At 43.2% G+C, this 17,916-nt stretch carries 18 protein-coding genes and 2 tRNA genes; 5 read left to right on the forward strand and 15 right to left on the reverse strand.

The features are described 5' to 3' along the window. Position 1: 1 nt before the first annotated feature. The 11 genes from NEJAP_RS11350 to NEJAP_RS11400 form a co-directional block, all read right to left on the reverse strand. Positions 2-805: a helix-turn-helix domain-containing protein gene (locus NEJAP_RS11350; protein ID WP_236590903.1), complete on the reverse strand. Its 804-nt coding sequence runs from the start codon at positions 803-805 to the stop codon at positions 2-4. Positions 806-816: 11 nt separating this feature from the next. After that, positions 817-1,203 (reverse strand): hypothetical protein, encoded by a 387-nt coding sequence (locus NEJAP_RS11355; protein ID WP_201347357.1) that lies wholly within the window; start codon positions 1,201-1,203, stop codon positions 817-819. A 73-nt stretch (positions 1,204-1,276) separates the two neighbouring features. Further along, a complete protein-coding gene (gene pepN / locus NEJAP_RS11360) occupies positions 1,277-3,907 on the reverse strand; it encodes an aminopeptidase N (RefSeq protein WP_201347358.1) in 2,631 nt (876 codons plus the stop codon). Between the two features lie 26 nt (positions 3,908-3,933). Continuing rightward, positions 3,934-4,764 carry a DUF2797 domain-containing protein gene (locus NEJAP_RS11365; protein WP_201347359.1) on the reverse strand — a complete coding sequence of 277 codons (831 nt, stop codon included), beginning with the start codon at positions 4,762-4,764 and terminating at the stop codon, positions 3,934-3,936. Between the two features lie 13 nt (positions 4,765-4,777). Continuing rightward, positions 4,778-5,041, reverse strand: coding sequence for a YeaC family protein (locus tag NEJAP_RS11370; protein ID WP_201347360.1), 264 nt, complete (start codon positions 5,039-5,041; stop codon positions 4,778-4,780). Positions 5,042-5,070: 29 nt separating this feature from the next. Beyond that, complete coding sequence (locus tag NEJAP_RS11375) at positions 5,071-5,919, reverse strand: rhomboid family intramembrane serine protease (protein WP_201347361.1); 849 nt, start codon at positions 5,917-5,919, stop codon at positions 5,071-5,073. A 26-nt stretch (positions 5,920-5,945) separates the two neighbouring features. Beyond that, positions 5,946-6,917, reverse strand: a complete 972-nt coding sequence (locus NEJAP_RS11380) for a metallophosphoesterase (RefSeq protein ID WP_236590904.1) — start codon at positions 6,915-6,917, stop codon at positions 5,946-5,948. Between the two features lie 7 nt (positions 6,918-6,924). Then, positions 6,925-7,806, reverse strand: a complete 882-nt coding sequence (locus NEJAP_RS11385; protein WP_201347363.1) for an NAD(+) kinase — start codon at positions 7,804-7,806, stop codon at positions 6,925-6,927. Positions 7,807-7,877: 71 nt separating this feature from the next. Then, the gene (locus tag NEJAP_RS11390) at positions 7,878-8,798 is read right to left on the reverse strand and encodes a 1-aminocyclopropane-1-carboxylate deaminase/D-cysteine desulfhydrase (protein WP_236590905.1); all 921 of its coding nucleotides are present in this window, start codon (positions 8,796-8,798) and stop codon (positions 7,878-7,880) included. 181 nt (positions 8,799-8,979) lie between these two features. Further along, positions 8,980-9,055: transfer RNA gene (locus NEJAP_RS11395), tRNA-Val, on the reverse strand. A 55-nt stretch (positions 9,056-9,110) separates the two neighbouring features. Then, a tRNA-Asp gene (locus NEJAP_RS11400) sits at positions 9,111-9,187 on the reverse strand. A 387-nt stretch (positions 9,188-9,574) separates the two neighbouring features. Between NEJAP_RS11400 and syd the strand changes: the two genes are divergently transcribed. Then, positions 9,575-10,114 carry a SecY-interacting protein gene (syd, locus tag NEJAP_RS11405; RefSeq protein ID WP_201347364.1) on the forward strand — a complete coding sequence of 180 codons (540 nt, stop codon included), beginning with the start codon at positions 9,575-9,577 and terminating at the stop codon, positions 10,112-10,114. Between the two features lie 11 nt (positions 10,115-10,125). On the opposite strand, the gene NEJAP_RS11410 is transcribed toward syd, so the two are convergent. After that, complete coding sequence (locus NEJAP_RS11410; RefSeq protein ID WP_201347365.1) at positions 10,126-10,791, reverse strand: DNA-3-methyladenine glycosylase I; 666 nt, start codon at positions 10,789-10,791, stop codon at positions 10,126-10,128. A 410-nt stretch (positions 10,792-11,201) separates the two neighbouring features. Here NEJAP_RS11410 and NEJAP_RS11415 point away from each other — a divergent pair, with 410 nt between their 5' ends. The 3 genes from NEJAP_RS11415 (at position 11,202) to NEJAP_RS11425 (ending at position 13,877) form a co-directional block, all read left to right on the forward strand. Continuing rightward, positions 11,202-12,416: a pyridoxal phosphate-dependent aminotransferase gene (locus NEJAP_RS11415; protein ID WP_201347366.1), complete on the forward strand. Its 1,215-nt coding sequence runs from the start codon at positions 11,202-11,204 to the stop codon at positions 12,414-12,416. Between the two features lie 142 nt (positions 12,417-12,558). Then, positions 12,559-12,927, forward strand: coding sequence for a hypothetical protein (locus NEJAP_RS11420; protein WP_201347367.1), 369 nt, complete (start codon positions 12,559-12,561; stop codon positions 12,925-12,927). A gap of 122 nt (positions 12,928-13,049) precedes the next feature. Further along, positions 13,050-13,877, forward strand: a complete 828-nt coding sequence (locus NEJAP_RS11425) for an HDOD domain-containing protein (RefSeq protein WP_201347368.1) — start codon at positions 13,050-13,052, stop codon at positions 13,875-13,877. 45 nt (positions 13,878-13,922) lie between these two features. Here NEJAP_RS11425 and NEJAP_RS11430 read toward each other — a convergent pair whose 3' ends face one another. Both NEJAP_RS11430 and NEJAP_RS11435 read right to left on the reverse strand, forming a co-directional pair. Continuing rightward, a complete protein-coding gene (locus tag NEJAP_RS11430; protein ID WP_236590906.1) occupies positions 13,923-14,414 on the reverse strand; it encodes a hypothetical protein in 492 nt (163 codons plus the stop codon). Then, positions 14,404-15,309, reverse strand: a complete 906-nt coding sequence (locus NEJAP_RS11435; protein WP_236590907.1) for a class I SAM-dependent methyltransferase — start codon at positions 15,307-15,309, stop codon at positions 14,404-14,406. Before NEJAP_RS11435 ends, NEJAP_RS11430 begins: the two co-directional genes overlap by 11 nt. A gap of 143 nt (positions 15,310-15,452) precedes the next feature. Between NEJAP_RS11435 and htpX the strand changes: the two genes are divergently transcribed. Beyond that, positions 15,453-16,340 carry a protease HtpX gene (htpX, locus tag NEJAP_RS11440; RefSeq protein WP_201350592.1) on the forward strand — a complete coding sequence of 296 codons (888 nt, stop codon included), beginning with the start codon at positions 15,453-15,455 and terminating at the stop codon, positions 16,338-16,340. Positions 16,341-16,425: 85 nt separating this feature from the next. On the opposite strand, the gene gorA is transcribed toward htpX, so the two are convergent. Beyond that, entirely contained in the window at positions 16,426-17,787 is a 1,362-nt protein-coding gene (gene gorA, locus NEJAP_RS11445; RefSeq protein WP_201347369.1) for a glutathione-disulfide reductase, read from the reverse strand. Between the last annotated feature and the right edge of the window lie 129 nt (positions 17,788-17,916).

Raw genomic sequence — 17,916 nt, forward strand, 5'->3', positions numbered from 1 at the left:
ATTAGTTCTCTGTAATCGATAAACGCTTCAATAATAGATCAACTTTTCCTTCCACTCTTTGGAGGACAATTTGACGTTGCTCAACACTGGCATCCTCAATAAGGTATCGCTCTAGCTTTTCAAGACTATCTTGACTGTCTTTTAAGGTATGCAAGAGATTACGGGAACGCTTCTTAGTGCTATCGGTGATCTGCGCAAAACGCCCTAATGTACGTTGCAGCTGATCATCTAGATCATGAATATGCTGTGCAACAGCCAACATATCGTTACTTAAAGAGTGGTTGATACTTCCAACTTGCGATTCAAGCTGACTTACCGCTGTACGAAAACGAGATAAAAATTTATCACCTTCACTATCCATAAAAATTAATAGTAATTCTTCTGGGTAAAGGGCACGATTTCGCCCTTCCGCTCTAATGGAATACTCGCCACGGGGTGAGCAATAAGGCTTTAAAAGACCTGAGGGTACTTCGATCCTCATAATGGCTCGTGCTTTTAAGTTCTCAACAAAAATTTGAACATCGACGTTTGGATAACAATCGGTTGCTTTATTTATTACCATCAAGCGCGCGTTATCATCGACTTCGCAACCAACAATCTTGCCTCTTTGCAGACCATCGGTGGTTGTATACTCATCCACTCCAATCAACAAAGTACCGCCATGTGGAGCATTAGCTAGCGCCACAATATCGCTACTTTTTACACCACTTACATCACGCTTGAAATCCACATTCGCAGTTTCTGTTGATGCCAACATCTGACGAGAACGCTTCGTCAAATGTTGGTATTCACGCTTAACCGGCATGAGACAACGGCTTACTGATATAAACTGTCATTAAATGGATCGAGCGGCGCTTCCAGCATTTGATCATCACGGAAATACAAAATACGGCCTTCAAACTTTAAGCCCTTACCGGCAAACCATCTGTCCGTATCTCCGCGCCCCTCTTCTGCTGCTCCAACTTTCATTGAAGCCATCATAATACGATAGAAATACAAACCAAATAACGCTGCCGAAGCGCCAAGAAAGAAGTCTGACGCTAACGCAAATAATAATGCTAAAACACCTGCAACCCATACCCGGCTTGCCCGAGCTTCTTTTGCTGTTTCGTTTGCTATTTCATATTGATCTTGAAATTTAAGATAGCGTCGAAAATTTTGTTGTAGATTAAACTTATCTTCAGATGAAAGCTTTCGGTCCATCGGCACACCTATAATTCAGTATTATTTTTGAATGAGTGATGTGTATGACTCACAAACCACTCGATTAGTTCTATCACGCTAAGCTTTTACTCACAACCTCGAATACATCTCTAGATAACTCTCCACTATCCATAATTCTTTGTAGCTGCTTTCGCATAATATCCTGCCTATCAAGATTATAGCGCTTCCAACGCGTAAGTGGAGTGACTAACCGAGAAGCAATTTGAGGGTTTAGACTATTGAGTGTAATAACCTGCTCAGCAAGAAAACGGTAACCACTACCATCAATCGCATGAAAGTTAACTGGGTTTAATGAACAAAAGCTTGCGATTAAACTACGTACCTTATTAGGGTTTTGTAGGTTAAATGCCTCATGCTTCATTAAATTTTCAACTTGAACAAGCGCTCCTCTCTGAGGGTTAGACGCTTGCACAGACAGCCATTGGTTAACCACCAGCGGCTGGTCAATCCAACGCTGATAGAATTGATCAAGTATCACTTCACCCGCTTTCACAAAGTTAGAATGAACCACAAGGCTTAATGCCGCCTGACTATCCGTCATATTATCGGCCTCATGGAATTGAACCAATGCTAATTCAAGATATTCCTGCTTCCCTGTCGCCATCAAATAGCTCAAACAAGTATTACGCAATGAGCGCCGGGCAATGCTATCCGCACTGGGAGAATAGGCATCAGTTGACGTGCAAACTTTATAGGTAGAATAAAACTCAGTTTCGAGCTGGTTAGCCAAATGCTGACGCACAAACTGACGCGCTTCGTGAATAGCATCTACGTCAATAACATCAGCTAGCTCGCTTAAATAGGCTTCAGAGGGCAAGGTCAGCACTTTAGCTACCATTGCCTTGTCTAAGTCTTTATTATCTAAAACAACCTTAAAAGCGTCCCCCAGCAGCAAACCCAGCTGAAGCTCTTTGCCTTGCCCAAGGTCTGCGACCAATGATTGAAGGATATCAACGCCTAATTTTTGTGCTGCTTCCCAACGACTAAAGCCATCACTATCATGACTCATCAAAAACGTTAAATTATCCCGCGAATAAGGGTAATTTAATTTAACCGGTGCCGAAAAGCCGCGCAACAATGAGGGAACCGGCTTCTCATGAATACCACCAAACTCAAATGTCTGCTCAGCATGGTGCAACTCTAATACTTGTGTTGTCTCCCCATTTGGTAATACCAAGTCACCACCCTGACTATCCAAGAGCCCAATCGCTATAGGTATATGATAAGGCTGCTTAACCTCTTGACCGGGCGTCGCCGGGCAAGATTGAGAAATAGTTAATTTATAAGTTTTAGTCTCGCTATCAAATGCATCTGTGATATTCAGTACCGGGGTTCCAGCTTGATTATACCAATGCCTGAACTGCACCAAGCTCTTCCCCGAAGCATCTTCCATTGCCTTCACAAAGTCTTCTGTTGTGACCGCCTGCCCATCATGCCGGTCAAAGTACAGATCGCTTCCTTTACGAAAAGCATCAGCTCCCAACAACGTATGAATCATTCGAACAACTTCAGCACCTTTTTCATAGATTGTCATGGTGTAAAAGTTAGAGATTTCGATAAACGATGCGGGTAAAATTGGATGGGCCATAGGACCTGCATCCTCAGCAAATTGAGCAGTGCGTAGTAGCGCCACATCTTCTACTCGTTTTACTGTCCGTGAATTCATATCTGCAGAAAATTCTGCATCACGAAAAACGGTAAAACCTTCTTTCAAGCTCAGCTGAAACCAGTCACGGCAAGTTACACGGTTACCAGACCAGTTATGAAAATACTCATGAGCGACGACACCTTCAACACGCTGAAAACCTAGATCCGTGGTGGTTTCAGGGCTGGCAAGCACACAGGAGGTATTAAAAACGTTTAAACCTTTATTTTCCATCGCTCCCATATTGAAAAAGTCGACGGCAACAATCATATAGATATCTAGGTCATACTCACGACCGTATACCTGCTCATCCCAACGCATTGCATTGATTAGTGACTGCATTGCGTAATCAAGCTTATCTAAATCTTTATCCGCCGCATAAATGCGTAGTGCTACATCACGTCCACTGAGCGTTTGGTACTGATCTTCAATAAGCTTCAAATCACCGGCAACCAAGGCAAACAAATATGCAGGTTTTGGGTGTGGGTCTTCCCATGTTATCCAGTGACGCCCTTCATCTGCTTCACCTTCAGCTACAGGGTTTCCATTAGAGAGCAAAACGGGGTAAGCATCTTTATCTGCTTCAATCGTGGTTGAAAAAACAGACATAACATCAGGCCGATCAAGATAAAATGTGATACGCCTAAAGCCTTCGGCCTCACATTGGGTACAGTACACACCATCAGACCGGTACAAGCCCTCAAGCGCTGTATTTTGATCAGGATGAATCTCTGTTACCGTTTCTAGTAAAAATTGATCTGGAACACCTGAAACAACTAAGCCCTGCTCATTGCGTTGAAAATCACTTTCATTCAGAACATGCTCGTCAACAGAGATTCGACAAAGCAATAATGACTTATCTCCCTGCAATACCAGTTCACGCGTCACATCCTGTGATTCGGGGTTACGGCGCATTTTTAAGCGCGCTTTAACTAAGGTTTTGTCAGGCTTAAGTTCAAAACGTAACTCTGTATGATCTATCAGAAACACGGGAACTTTATAATCTTTCAGGTAGATAACTTCAGGCTGTTGGGTCATATAAACACTCTCAAAAACTAAGCTTACTATTCTGAGCTAAGTTCTATCTGATAGGACGTAAATTTACGTAAATTAATTACACCAGTATCCAAAATCAGGTACTGTCCTTTAATACCAAGCAACACCCCTTCAACATCAGGCGTTTTATCCAAATTATGTGACACTACTTTCGTTGGATATTGGATAACTGGATACTCAATGGCGAGCACCTTGCTGTCATGTAAAGGCTGAATAGCCTGTATTCCATGAACATCCTGTAATGCTGTAATCTCAGCCATACACTGCTCTAGCATTTCATCACGTTTCAACTCAAGGTCGAGCACAGCAACTTCGCCTTTTAGCATTGCTCTCCAGTTGGTACGGTCAGAAATATGCTTGCCATAAATACGCTCAACCAAACCAGACTGAAGACGCGTCTGTACATTGAAAATAGGTAAGGCTTGAATTGCACCTTGGTCAATCCAACGTGTAGGGACCTGTGTTCCTCTTGTAATACCAACTTTTACCCCTGAAGAGTTCGCAAGGTAAACCGTGTGTGGAACAAAGCAATTACGCTCACCCCAATCGGAATCTCGGCATGTACCCTCCTGAAAATGGCACTTTTCAGGACTCATAATACAAACATCACATTGCGGCAAACGTTTAAAGCAAGGGTAACAGAAGCCCTGGCTAAAGCTCTTCTTAGTTTTTTTACCACAATTTAGGCAGTTAATCTCTCCTAAAGAACGTATGTGGACCTTCTTTTCTAATAACTGATTCATAGCAATTTTACTATCGCCCAGCATCAGCGAGTATACGACTTTGTCAGCCAGCTCTGTGTGCATTTTACTTAATGCACCGGTACCTAGTATCTGCATGTAACCGTCTTAACTAATGAGTATTAATGATTTTTAAAACATCTGCTGCCAATGGATCAGACCCATGCTTAGCACCATTGTTCTTAGTGCGATCGATATAGCCTGTACGCTGTTCTTCAGGCAGGTTTTGATCATAAGCAATAACAGCACGCATACACGTTTCACGCTGCTCTGCTGACAGCTTTTGCCCCGTAGGCCACTTACCCAACTCAATTGCACGCTTAAGTGACTGATGAATTTCAGGTGTCATGTTAGCGATAAGCTCTTCATATTTCACAGTAGTACCCTCGTAAAAAGCTGTAATTCTTAAAGTTCAGTTTCACGCTTGAATATCCCCTGAATTAGAGGGACAGCCAGCAAGCCTGCAATCAATCCTGCCAAGTGAGCAGTATTTGCTATTGAACCAAAGCCAATGGCCTCTAATAGGCCGGTGTAACCAATAACTAACCAAAAAACCATAAAAATCATAAGTGATGGCGGAAAACCAAAAAACGCAACGCGTGCTTTCTTATCCCACAACCATGTGTAGGCAAGAATCGCGAACACCACGCCTGACAGACCACCGAACAAAGGCCCTGAAATCCAAAATTGCGCTATGTTGGAAACAACAGCTGACCACAAGATGACAACAATAAATATCCTTGCACCTTGCAACTGCTCTATACGCCTTCCTATAACCCATATCCACAACGCATTAAATAAAATATGCGGCAAATTAAAGTGCATAAAAATAGGCGTAACAAAACGCCATATTTCAAATGACCGAAGCGACTCCAGCAAATGCGTATAAATCAGATTCTGCCCTTCAAGGCGATAATCAGTAATTGTTAGCCAATGCATCAGGCTGTTTTGATTACCAAACCCTATTCCAAAAGTTATTACAGCGCTCAAAATCAACAAACCAATGGTCAGAGGAAAAGATAAAGGATTAAGGCGTTGCCGCAACGGTCTCTTCACTTTAATGCTTGATAAATCACCGCCATTACGCCACTGCTCATAGATAAACCGAACCCGCTCGACATTAACGTGTCGAGGAACCCAAAGTGACTGACTCTCGTCATCTTCAAGAATACGATGAGGAATTTCGTGCTGCCAAAGAAACTCTGCAAACTCTTGCAAATCATCGCTTAATGTAACTTCGAACACTTTTATCATAAATATTTTACTTATATGACCACTTATTAATCAGGCTTTTTAATTTCGGCGCGCACATCGACCCAAACAAATTTATCTGAGCTTAATTGAGCTTCAAAATCGTATCGATAAGCAACCAGCTTGCCGTACTTGACCGCCGAGTAATCAAGGCACGCTATGTTACTGCTGACCGGATGCGGCTCTCCTTCACACCAGTAATGACCAATGAAAAGTGGCTTTTCACTTTCACCGTAGTGCACAAGATCTTGGCGATTACCTTCAGACAACTGAGTTCTCGCTATATGCTCAGGCAACGGATCAGGCTGAAACACAACATCAATAAACTGCTCAGGCTCAACTGCCCAAAATTTAGTTCTAAAAAAACGTCGCTTAAAACCATCACGGCTCACCATTACTTCATCATTGGGCAACCTTAGATGCGTACCACGTAATAAACGGTCCATCAAAACCCATTCAAACGTATCAGGAATAGCAGATCGATGTAAGAAGTCATCATTAATGCGGTTTCCACCCAACTGAGATTTAAACTGTTCTATCAACCCATGATGCCAACATGCATGAATGACCCGAAAATCATCCAGCTCAAGAAACAATGGCATCTCTTTTATCCACTCAAGGAAGCTTCGCTTATCCTCTGGATATGGGTCTAGCTGCTGCAATGTTTCTTGAAGTATGCGTCGATGCCGCTGCGTATGCTCCCTAAGGTAAGGTTGCTTTTGCGGGGTTCGGCTAGGCGTACAATAGCAGAGAAGATTATATTCATGATTGCCCATCACTATTTGGGCATGCCCCGCATCAACCATATCACGCACGATATGCAGCGCTTCACGAATATGAGGTCCACGATCGACAATATCGCCTAAAAAGATAACCTGACGACGAGGATGAAAATAAATGCCATTCTTTTTACTGTAGCCTAGACGTGCAAGCAGCATCCGCAAGCTAAGACCGCAGCCATGAATGTCTCCTATCAGGTCGTAACCCTCAAAACGTCTCACACTCACATCACCTCCCCAACTTCGTACCCCAGCCCAGCTTTTCTCGGCAGGTACGGTAGAAATCATAGTTCAAGGGATGCAGTAATTTAAGTTTATGCGGCTTTTTATGGATAGTGATCACATCACCAGGCGCTAAACTGATGTTGATTTGACCGTCACACGATACTGTAGGATAGGTCTCGTTTTCTTCACTAATCACTAACTTCAGCTCACTGTTACCATCAACAACAATAGGGCGACTCGACAATGTATGCGGAAACATTGGTACCAGTACAATAGCATCCAGTTTAGGGTGCATAATAGGACCGCCACCTGATAACGCATAAGCAGTAGAGCCTGTGGGAGTTGATACAATCAAACCATCAGATTTCTGCGTGTAAACAAATTGCCCTTCAATATACAACTCAAATTGAATCATTCGTGTAGCTTTGCCTGGATGAAGAACACAATCATTTAGCGCCGTCCCTTCCCCAATGGGCTCCCCCGCTCGCTTAACAATCATATCTAACAAAAAGCGACTCTCTACGGTATATTTTCCTTCCAGAACCTCAGAAACCTTCTCTTCAATTTCGTTAGGGGATATATCTGTCAGAAATCCTAAGTTACCGCGATTAACACCCAACACAGGGACATGACATTGAGCCAATGCTCGTGCCGCACCTAATAGGCTACCATCACCACCAACAACAATAACTAAGTCACAAATCTCACCCATCATTTTTTGTTTACAAATTTGCTGTCCATGCCCCGGCATCATTTCAGCATTACGCTCATCAAGAATCGTATTCAAGCCTCGATCTTGTAAAAACCGCATCAAGTGCTTAAGCGTATCGATCACAGGCTTACTACCCAACCGACCGATTAAGCCGATATTACGAAAATGATCCATCTCGTTACCCTTTATACTGATATGAACAGGTCGAATTAGTACTTACATGATTACCGGCTTAGTAAAAGTTTTCAAGCACTTACACTATCGATCGTCGCCCCTGCAGCCCCCCCCGTGTGCAATAAAGCTACCGTTGCACCCACGGGAAACATATCCTGCTCTACTTTTTCCAAAAAACGGCGCAGTAACTTTGAGGTATAAACAGGATCAAAAAGTATCTGAAACTGTTCTTCCATAGCCAGCCAATGCGCTTTGTGCTCTTGACTAATTTTCCCATATCCGCCGTAGTGTGCATCAAGATCTAACGACCAAGAGCACTGAGTATCGACACCTGCGATCTTTAATAGTTTCAGAACGTCATCCTGAAGAAAACCAGCGCCTTTAAGCACAGGAAAACCTTCAAGCTTCACACTAGCTGGAGCTTCGCTAATCAAACCGGCCAATGTTCCGCCAGTACCACAAGCACATAACAAGTAATCAAGGCTCGGTTGTTGCGCTAGAATATCGCGCATCAGCTCAGCGACACCCTGAACAGCCAATGCGTTAGAACCACCTTCAGGGATAATCGCACCACTTCCTATATCTTGCTTTAACTTATCTTGCCATATTGTGTCATGGCGCATTCGGTAGTTGGCACGATCGACAAAATGCAGCTGCATTCCCCACTTTTGAGCATCCACCAACATCGGATTACTCACCTCTTCTCCGCGGATAACCCCAACAGCGTTTATACCTAGCTGCTGAGCAGACCATGCCAATGCATGAATGTGGTTAGAGTATGGACCACCGAAACTTATAACGCGTGAGACATTCTGCTTACATGCAGCCAAGAGGTTGTATTTTAGCTTAAACCACTTATTTCCGCTGATGAGCGGATGAACCAAGTCAGCTCGAACGATGAGTACCTTTAGCTTTTTTTCAACAAAGAGGGAAAGCTCAAGAGGCTCGATAGCTAACGGAGCATGGGCATCAAAAAGGTCAATAATCGCCACCTAATAGACAAACTAAAAATAGTTAAATTAATTAGGCATATCTTATTGTAATAAAAAGAACTTAAACAGGTTATAAGATCAATAAACTAAGGTAATTACTGAAATATCAAAACGAAAATAAGAAAGCTAAAGGAAGGTTAAATTTTCACTAACTGACTAGAAGCGTCAGCTTGAAAGATTATGGTGGGCGTGGAGAGGTTCGAACTCCCGACATTCGCCTTGTAAGGGCGACGCTCTCCCAACTGAGCTACACGCCCACAATCTATTGGCTGTATTTTTATCCTAATAAAATCAGCACCTTGACTTTACTAGTGGCGGAATGGACGGGACTCGAACCCGCGACCCCCTGCGTGACAGGCAGGTATTCTAACCAGCTGAACTACCACTCCGTTTTCATTCTGAAGTGTTACACACCCCTTGAATGAGGTGCGCATTTTAAATACTTTCCCTGCATTGTCAAACGTTTGCAGCAAAAAAACCTATATATTTTTATCATCCGCTAAAACAAAGGGAACATTTGCATTCTAATGACTCTATCAAGGAAAAGTGACGCCATTTATTACGAAACCACCACTGTGCGTACCAACCATGACCTTGAAGCCAGGCTTGCTCAAAAAACACCCAATCTAAAAAAATCTAAGGCTTTCAAGCATGAACTGCAAAAATAGACACATCAAAAGGTATGCCAAACCATCTATAAATAGTGTACCCATAGAGCAAAAAGCACTAAAGTGAATGCCAATAGCATAGAGACCACAAGAGCTTCGCAATAAACAATGCAAATTTCAGATGCCCTAGACAATTTTGTAACCGCATGGCAGGCGTTTCATGACAACACGCCCCCCACTATTACGTACGATTCTGAATGGCCTTCACACTGCTACAACACCTCATCTCCACAAGAAGGAGAGATTGTTTCGTGGCAACCACGAAAACAAACCATTGCATGTGATGTATTTACTCGCCTTGGGGAAGCACTAGAAACGACCATCCACCCCGACATTATTGCTTACTACACTTATTTATGGTCGGACCACCTTGATGCAGCAGCACCTGACGGAGACCTAACACTTTTACAAGTATGGAATGAAGAAGATATAGAACGCTTGCGCGCAAACCTAATTGGCCACGCGATGGTTAAAGTGAAGAAAAAGCTACCGCTAACATTGTTTTTTGCGTGCACCGAACCCGACGATGGCATGCTGAGTCTACTCAATGATGATGGTAGCATTTGGCTAGAATATCCGGGTAAAAAGCCTGTGAAGAAAATAGCAGAAAACCTGAGCGAATTTCTTAACCAGTTAACTCCACGCTAACAACATACCCGCTACCAACCCACCGTAAATGATAACAGCCGGCTAATATGGCACAGGGGCCTTTGCGATTCCGCGTGCCATTCGTTGAAAGCCTCTTGTACAGCCAACAGATCTTTTTTACCCGTTGGCCTTTTATCGACAACCCCCTGCGCTTTTAACGCGGCAACCACGTCATCTGTTAGCACAAAGGTATCTTTACCTATCATGCGCAAAAAGTAAGCACCAGAGTTACCACCCAAATGAGAGCCGTTTTTCTTAAGCTCACTCCACAAACCAACAATGTCATCTTCAGGCCAATCGGCTATCCACTGAGCACAACTGCCGTGCTTTTCAGCTATTTCCAGCATCATTACTGCATTCAACCTTGTCGCCTTTAACTTCCCCCAGTGCCTTATGATTTGATCGTTTTGCATTAGATTTTCTAATTGATCGTCATTCATTAAAGCAACTTTGTAAGGGCTAAAGCCATACAGCGCCTTCTCAAACGCGGGCCACTTACTATCCACTAAGGAATGCTTTAAACCGGCACGAAAGACACGCCTTGTTAATGTCGAGAAAATAAAATCATCATCAATGCTTGCTAATGCCGAATTTGACATAGGGCTTGGCAGTAGAGACTCCAAAGATTCTCCCTTGTGCTGCAACGCATGCTCATATAACCACTGAAATTTTTTCACTCTTACTCTTCTTTAAAATTCTAACAACACTGAATTGACACGATAACGCAAACAGGTAAATTAAAGCATATCTCAGCTCCAATGCAGCAAGCACTATAGAGCTCGAAAAAAAAGAACAACTTTTCACACCTTTCTACTTTGATGCCGCCCTCTTCATTTACCACCGCTCTTCTGGCTTGCTCACTTTGTCTTTATATATTGTTTGGGCTCTAAGCACATCTTTAATATCTAACTCGCCTACTGAATTACTTAACTTATAAATCATCGTAAAAACATCCCTAATTAAACCCTAGCAAGCCGCTCAGCTGTTCTTTTCATATATAAAAAAGCGTATGATTATCAACCTTTTTATAATTTAAAATTCGCTTATCGGTACAAAAACAGACACGATAAGCTACGGGATTGTTAACATGCCAGTTATCAGAAAATCGAACAAGCTGATTAACGTTTGCTACGATATCCGAGGGCCAGTGCTCCAGGAAGCAAAACGTTTAGAGGAAGAAGGCAACCGCATCTTCAAACTCAATATCGGCAACCCTGCACCATGGGGTTTTGAGGCACCTGAAGAAATTGTTCAGGATGTAATCCGCAATTTACCTGCATCTCAAGGGTATTGTGACTCAAAAGGTTTGTTCGCCGCCCGTAAAGCCATCATGCAAGAATGTCAAAGACAGCAGATCACCAACGTGACTGTTGAGGATATTTATATAGGTAATGGTGTTTCTGAGCTCATTGTCATGTCAATGCAAGGCTTACTGAATGATACTGACGAAATGCTCATCCCATCACCAGACTACCCTCTATGGACAGCGGCTGTGAGTCTTGCTGGTGGGAACCCAGTACATTACATCTGTGATGAGGAATCTGGATGGATTCCTGATATTGATGACATGCGCAGCAAAATCACAAAAAACACCCGCGGGATAGTCGTTATAAACCCCAACAACCCGACCGGTGCTGTTTACCCAAAAGCCGTGTTAATGCAGATTATGGAGCTCGCTAGAGAACATAATCTAATTATTTTTGCCGACGAAATTTATGACAAGATCATCTATGACGAAGCTAAACACGTTTCTCTTGCATCACTCGCTGACGACATTCTTTGCCTAACATTTAATGGCCTATCCAAAACATACAGAGCTGCTGGTTTTCGCTCTGGCTGGGTAATTGTTAGCGGACCAAAGCATCGCGCACGCGACTATATTGAAGGGCTAGACATGCTCAGCAATATGCGCCTATGTGCAAATGTCCCCTCTCAACACGCAATACAGACCGCGCTTGGTGGATACCAAAGTATTAATGAGCTGATCGTACCTGAAGGCCGCCTTTATGAGCAGCGCGACCTTGCATGGAAAATGCTTAATGATATACCGGGGGTTTCTTGTGTAAAACCCAAGGGCGCCCTCTACCTATTCGCAAAACTGGACCCTAATGTGTATCTTATCAAAAACGATGAGAAAATGGCCTTAGATCTACTACAGCAACAAAAGGTTCTTATTGTGCAAGGTAGCGGGTTTAACATGCCAGACACACAACACTTTAGAATTGTATTTTTACCTCGCATAGACGAGCTAGAAGATGCCATAACGCGTATTGGCACCTTTCTTAAAACTTACGAGCAATAAACATAATAAAAGCGGCGCAAGAGCCGCTTTTTTTATAAACTGCGGTTGTGTAGCGCACAAACTCACGCTAATGTTTGTCATAAATTCGTCATCAAAGTGACATAACATTCTTTTCTGTTAATAACATTTTCTAGGTGTAGCAATGTTTATCAAGATTAAGAAAAATTGCGGTATTTTCATGGAACACAATGGTTTAGAAAAACAGCATTGGGTTCCTGTAACGTCAAACTTCCTGATTAACCTTGACCATGTTGCTGAGGTTTCTTTTTATACCATTAAAGAAAAAAGAACTCGTTACGACCTCGAAAACCATCAGTTCGATGTACAACCTCATACACGCGTCCTTCATCTACACATGGCTTACACCTACTCAACGATGAAAGAAAACATCAAGGGCAATAAAGGCAGCCTAGTTGAGAGAAGCTACTACAAACTCTATTTCTTACCAGAAGAGATGGGACAATATGATGAATTGCGTAGCAAAATCGAAGAGCATGTTTTAAACCTATAACTTTCTAATATCTTTTTTAAAAGGCTGCTGAAATGCAGCCTTTTTTATTTGCTAATTCTGCAACCTACTCTACGCTAAATATTAGGAATATTTATCACCGATACGGAATAGCAGGAGAAGCCATGGAAATTAAAGATCTTCTTAATCAGACCAACAAGTTACCCAACGTACCAGAAGTCGTCAGACAGCTAATACAGGCACTCAATGACCCAAATGCCAACTACTCTGAAATCTCCCAAAAAGTCAGCGAAGATCAAACCCTCTCGCTAAAAATCTTGCGCTTAGTAAACTCTGCACATTTTGGCTTATCACGTAAGGTCTCTTCTATAGATGAGGCAACCGTAATGCTCGGTATGGGCCGTCTGAAAACATTAGTAATTGCTTCTGGTTTTTCAAACTCTGTTGCTGAAGTAGAAGGGTTAGACATTAAAAAGTTTTGGTCTGAATCATTTCGCGTTGCCACACTTGCAAAATGGTTTGCTGCAAAAACAGACAACGTAGATCCTGACATCGCTTTTACAACAGGTATCATTCATAACATCGGGCGCTTATTACTTCATTTGGCCCAACCAAACCGCGCTAAAGCAATACAAACGCTCATTGAAGAATCAAACGTAAGTCGCAGCGCTGCTGAAATTGAACGCCTTGGCTTTACTACTCAAGAAGCGGGTAAAGCGTTACTAGATATGTGGAGCTTTCCTGCAGACTTGGGGGTTGCAGTTGCACAGCACAAAAACCCTACCGCACACGAGAGTCCATCGCCTCTTGCCGCCGTATTAAATTTAGCGTGTTATATCAACGCTTCTGTTCAAGAAGCGCGTGACGAAGAAAGTGTTAAAGAGTCATATCCGACAGATGTAGCCACATTGGCCGGCGTCTCACCTGATACCATCAATCAGCTCGCCGAAGCACTGACATTAGAATCGGGATTAGACGGCCTCGCTGACTAATTGGCAAACCTTCGATGGGGATAGGTCGCTATCCCCTCGTTCTTTCTACGAGCTCTTTTGACAAGCAGCAAGGCACGTAAATAGATCATTAACATCATCCATAGCACGATGCTTTCTCACTTGAGCGCTTGCAATCAAGCGATATTGAATTAACTGCCCTCCCTCTAAGACGCTATCAATACCTTGCATTTTGAAAGTCGGTTTCATCATGGCCGATTCAAACAAGCGGCGCATCCAAAAGAAATCGAAATCTAACGCATCACTCGTAACCATCTTGCCATCCAGCATTTGATTAAGTCGCTCACAAGCTTCATTAACCGATATCCCTTTATGTAATAGCTCATCCATTGTTATGCCATGGATATCTGCTGCTGACAGATCCCACTGCGTCCAGTTATAGCCGGTATCTGGATTAATCAAAAACAGGTCACTTGCACCGGTTAGCCCGCATTTCCATGCAACTTCAATTGGATAAGAGAGAGGGCCTAATCCACTAGCTTCAATATCAATACAGATGACTGGCACTTTAATCGCCATGCTGAAACACCATTGCTTTGACACCGCGTTCAGACTCGATATCAGGAAAATCTTGCTGCGATGCTAATAATTCAACAAAAGCAAACTCAGGACACTCTTGAGCCATTAGCTCTCTAACAAAACACTGATTGTGAGCCGGATCATTATGACAAGCTAACACCTTCGAATGAGATGACGCTAATTCTGGCAAGCGCCTCAAAACTTTTCGATAATCATTTTCAGCAACAAAACTGCCCGGCTGAAAACTCGGCGGGTCGATAATAATCAGGTCGTAAGGCCCTGGGCGTCTAATTCGTCCCCAAGACTTCAGCATATCGTAAGGCATGAATTTAACCGACGACAAATCATGTTCATTAAGCTGATGATTAGCTCGCCCGATACTCAAACCGCGCTTACTCATATCCACGTTAACCACTTGGCTCGCCCCACCTTCAATCGCTGCAACTGAAAACGCACAGGTAAACGAAAAGAGGTTCAGTACATTCATCCCATTGGCATGCTCACGTACCCAATCACGCCCATTGCGCATATCAAGAAATAAACCGCTATTTTGAAACTGGGTCGGCCTGATTTCATATTTTAAGCCCGACTCTTGCGCCACCAGCATATCGGCTACATCACCATATATAACCTCATGCTCAGTATCTCGCCCACGGCCACGCTGCTGTACTAGCAAAGCAGTAACCAATGGTTCGCTCTTGAAATATGCTTTTAACGCATCCAATAGTGGTGAAGGAACATCAGCATACAAACGAATGATAACAACTGGAGCAAACCAATCGACAACAACTGCTTCATACCCAGGAAAACATCCGCCGCGACCGTGCAATAAACGACGACACTCTTTCCCGGCAACCACTAACTGCTCATGCATCCAACTATAAATATCAGCCACTTAACCTCCTTAGTTAATCTTCAAGATTATAAATCCTTAACAACAAGCCGACCAGAAAATATACGAGTTGTCATAACAAAGGGGTTGAAACTTTTATGAAAAGCCTATATCTAAGCGATATATAATTTTTTGGGAAAATATAAATCATGCGAATCATTCTCTTTCTTCTGACCAACCTAGCTGTCATCTTGGTCGCAAGTGTGACACTCAACTTGCTGGGCGTGGAACACTACCTGTCAGGCACTGGGCTAAATCTTACATCGCTACTGATTTTCTGTGCTGTCTTTGGTTTTATCGGCTCATTTTTCTCCCTTTTCATCTCAAAGTGGATGGCAAAAAGATCGACTGGCACTCAAATCATTGAACAACCAAGAACCCAAGAAGAAAAGTGGCTTGTAGATACAGTAGCCGAACTTGCTCAAAAAGCCGGAATTGGTATGCCTGAAGTAGGGATATTTCATTCTGACCAAGCAAACGCCTTTGCCACTGGCTGGAATAAAAATAATGCACTCGTCGCAGTGAGCAGCGGCTTATTGCAGCGCTTTCGCCCAGAAGAAGCACGTGCAGTCATGGCACACGAAATTGGTCATGTAGCCAATGGAGACATGGTTACGCTGACGCTGATCCAAGGTATTGTGAACACTTTCGTTATGTTTTTTGCACGTATTGTTGGCTACTTCGTTGATTCCATGCTGCGCAGAGGCAGTGATTCTAGCGGAGTAGGTATCGGGTTTTATATCGCAACGTTTGTCGCTGAGATCATTTTTGGGATTGCAGCCTCTGTTATCGTTGCCTGGTTTTCACGTCGCCGTGAGTTTAGAGCAGATGAAGCTGGCGCGCAGTTTGGCAGCACCGCAGGAATGATTGGCGCTCTACAACGCCTTAAAGTTGAATCAGGCATGGCAGATCAACTACCTAGCCAGATGACAGCGTTTGGTATTAGCAGCCACACTAAAATGGGCTTTATGGCATTAATGTCGAGCCACCCACCGCTAGATGACCGTATTGCTGCGTTACAAAATCGCAACTAACACCTCGCTAGTAATAAAAAAGAGGCTAATGAGTAATCATTGGCCTCTTTTTTTGTTTATCAAAAAAGCTTTATTGGGTAGCTTTTTAATCAGCTTTTACAGGCTCTCGCATAGTAACGAACTCTTCAGCCGCTGTTGGATGAATACCAATGGTGCTATCAAATACCGCTTTAGTAGCACCTGCTTTAAGCGCAACCGCCAGCCCTTGAATAATTTCCCCTGCATCAGGCCCCACCATATGAACACCCAGCACTTTATCGGTACTTTTCTCAACAATCATTTTCATCAAGGTACGCTCTTCGCTACCCGACATCGTATGCTTCATCGCACGAAACTCACTACGATATACATCAATATCTTTACCTTGGTTACGCGCTTGCTCTTCTGACAAACCAACGGTACCAATATTAGGCTGACAAAAAACAGCTGTTGGGATCAAGTCATAATCAACAGCAGGGTTACCCTCCTGATAAAGATGTCGAACCAATGCCATGCCTTCTGCAAGGGCTACAGGCGTCAACTGAACACGATCAATGACGTCACCAATCGCATACACCGAAGGCACATTGGTTTGAAAGCTCTCATTCACGATGATAGCGCCATTCTTCTGCTGCTCTATACCCAATGCTTCAAGTCCGAGGTTATCAACCTTAGGAACACGCCCAGTGGCATACAGCACGCAATCCGTTTCGTGAGTGGTGCCGTCCGTTAGTTTGAGCAATAAACTGCCATCTGCCTGCTTCTCTATCGATTCAATATTGTTATTAAACTTAAGATCTACATGCTTCTTGCTTACTTCTTGAGCAACAAACTCACGCAAGTCTCTATCAAAACCTCTAAGAAAAAGGTCGCCGCGGTAGATCAAACTGGTTTCAGAACCCAAACCAGCAAAGATCCCTGCGAACTCAACAGCAATGTACCCCCCACCAACAACTACAGCGCGCTTAGGGAAGGCCTCTAAGAAAAACACTTCATTTGAGCTAATAATGTGCTCTTTACCCTTAATATCCGGCACAAATGGCCAGCCACCGGTTGCAACAATTATCCGTTCTGCTGTGTACTGCTTACCATTAACAGCAACGGTATGCTCATCCACCAGCGTGCCACGCCCTTCAAGCAACTCACAGCCCGAGTTAACCAACAGGTTACGATAAATACCATTTAAGCGGCTAATCTCATCATTCTTACGATCTCTCAGGGTCGGCCAATCAAAACTACGAGCCCCAACATTCCAGCCAAAGCCTGTTGCTTCATTAAATTCTTCTTTGTAATGAGAAGCATAAACAAATAATTTTTTAGGTACGCAACCAACATTAACGCAAGTTCCGCCCAAATAACGGTCTTCGGTTACTGCTACTTTCACGCCCATAGACGCCGCCATTCGCGCTGCTCTTACACCACCCGAACCAGCCCCAATTACAAACAGATCAAAATCATAAGCAGACAAAGCCTAACTCCCTCAATAAATTTTCATTAACTGTAACGATTCATGCCCTAAAGTACCAATCAAAGATAACTACTACGCTGATAGGTAAATGAAATCGGCATCCTGCATTTAAAACAACCAATCATGTTA

The sequence above is a fragment of the Neptunomonas japonica JAMM 1380 genome (assembly GCF_016592555.1).
Taxonomy (GTDB): Bacteria; Pseudomonadota; Gammaproteobacteria; order Pseudomonadales; family Balneatricaceae; genus Neptunomonas; species Neptunomonas japonica_A.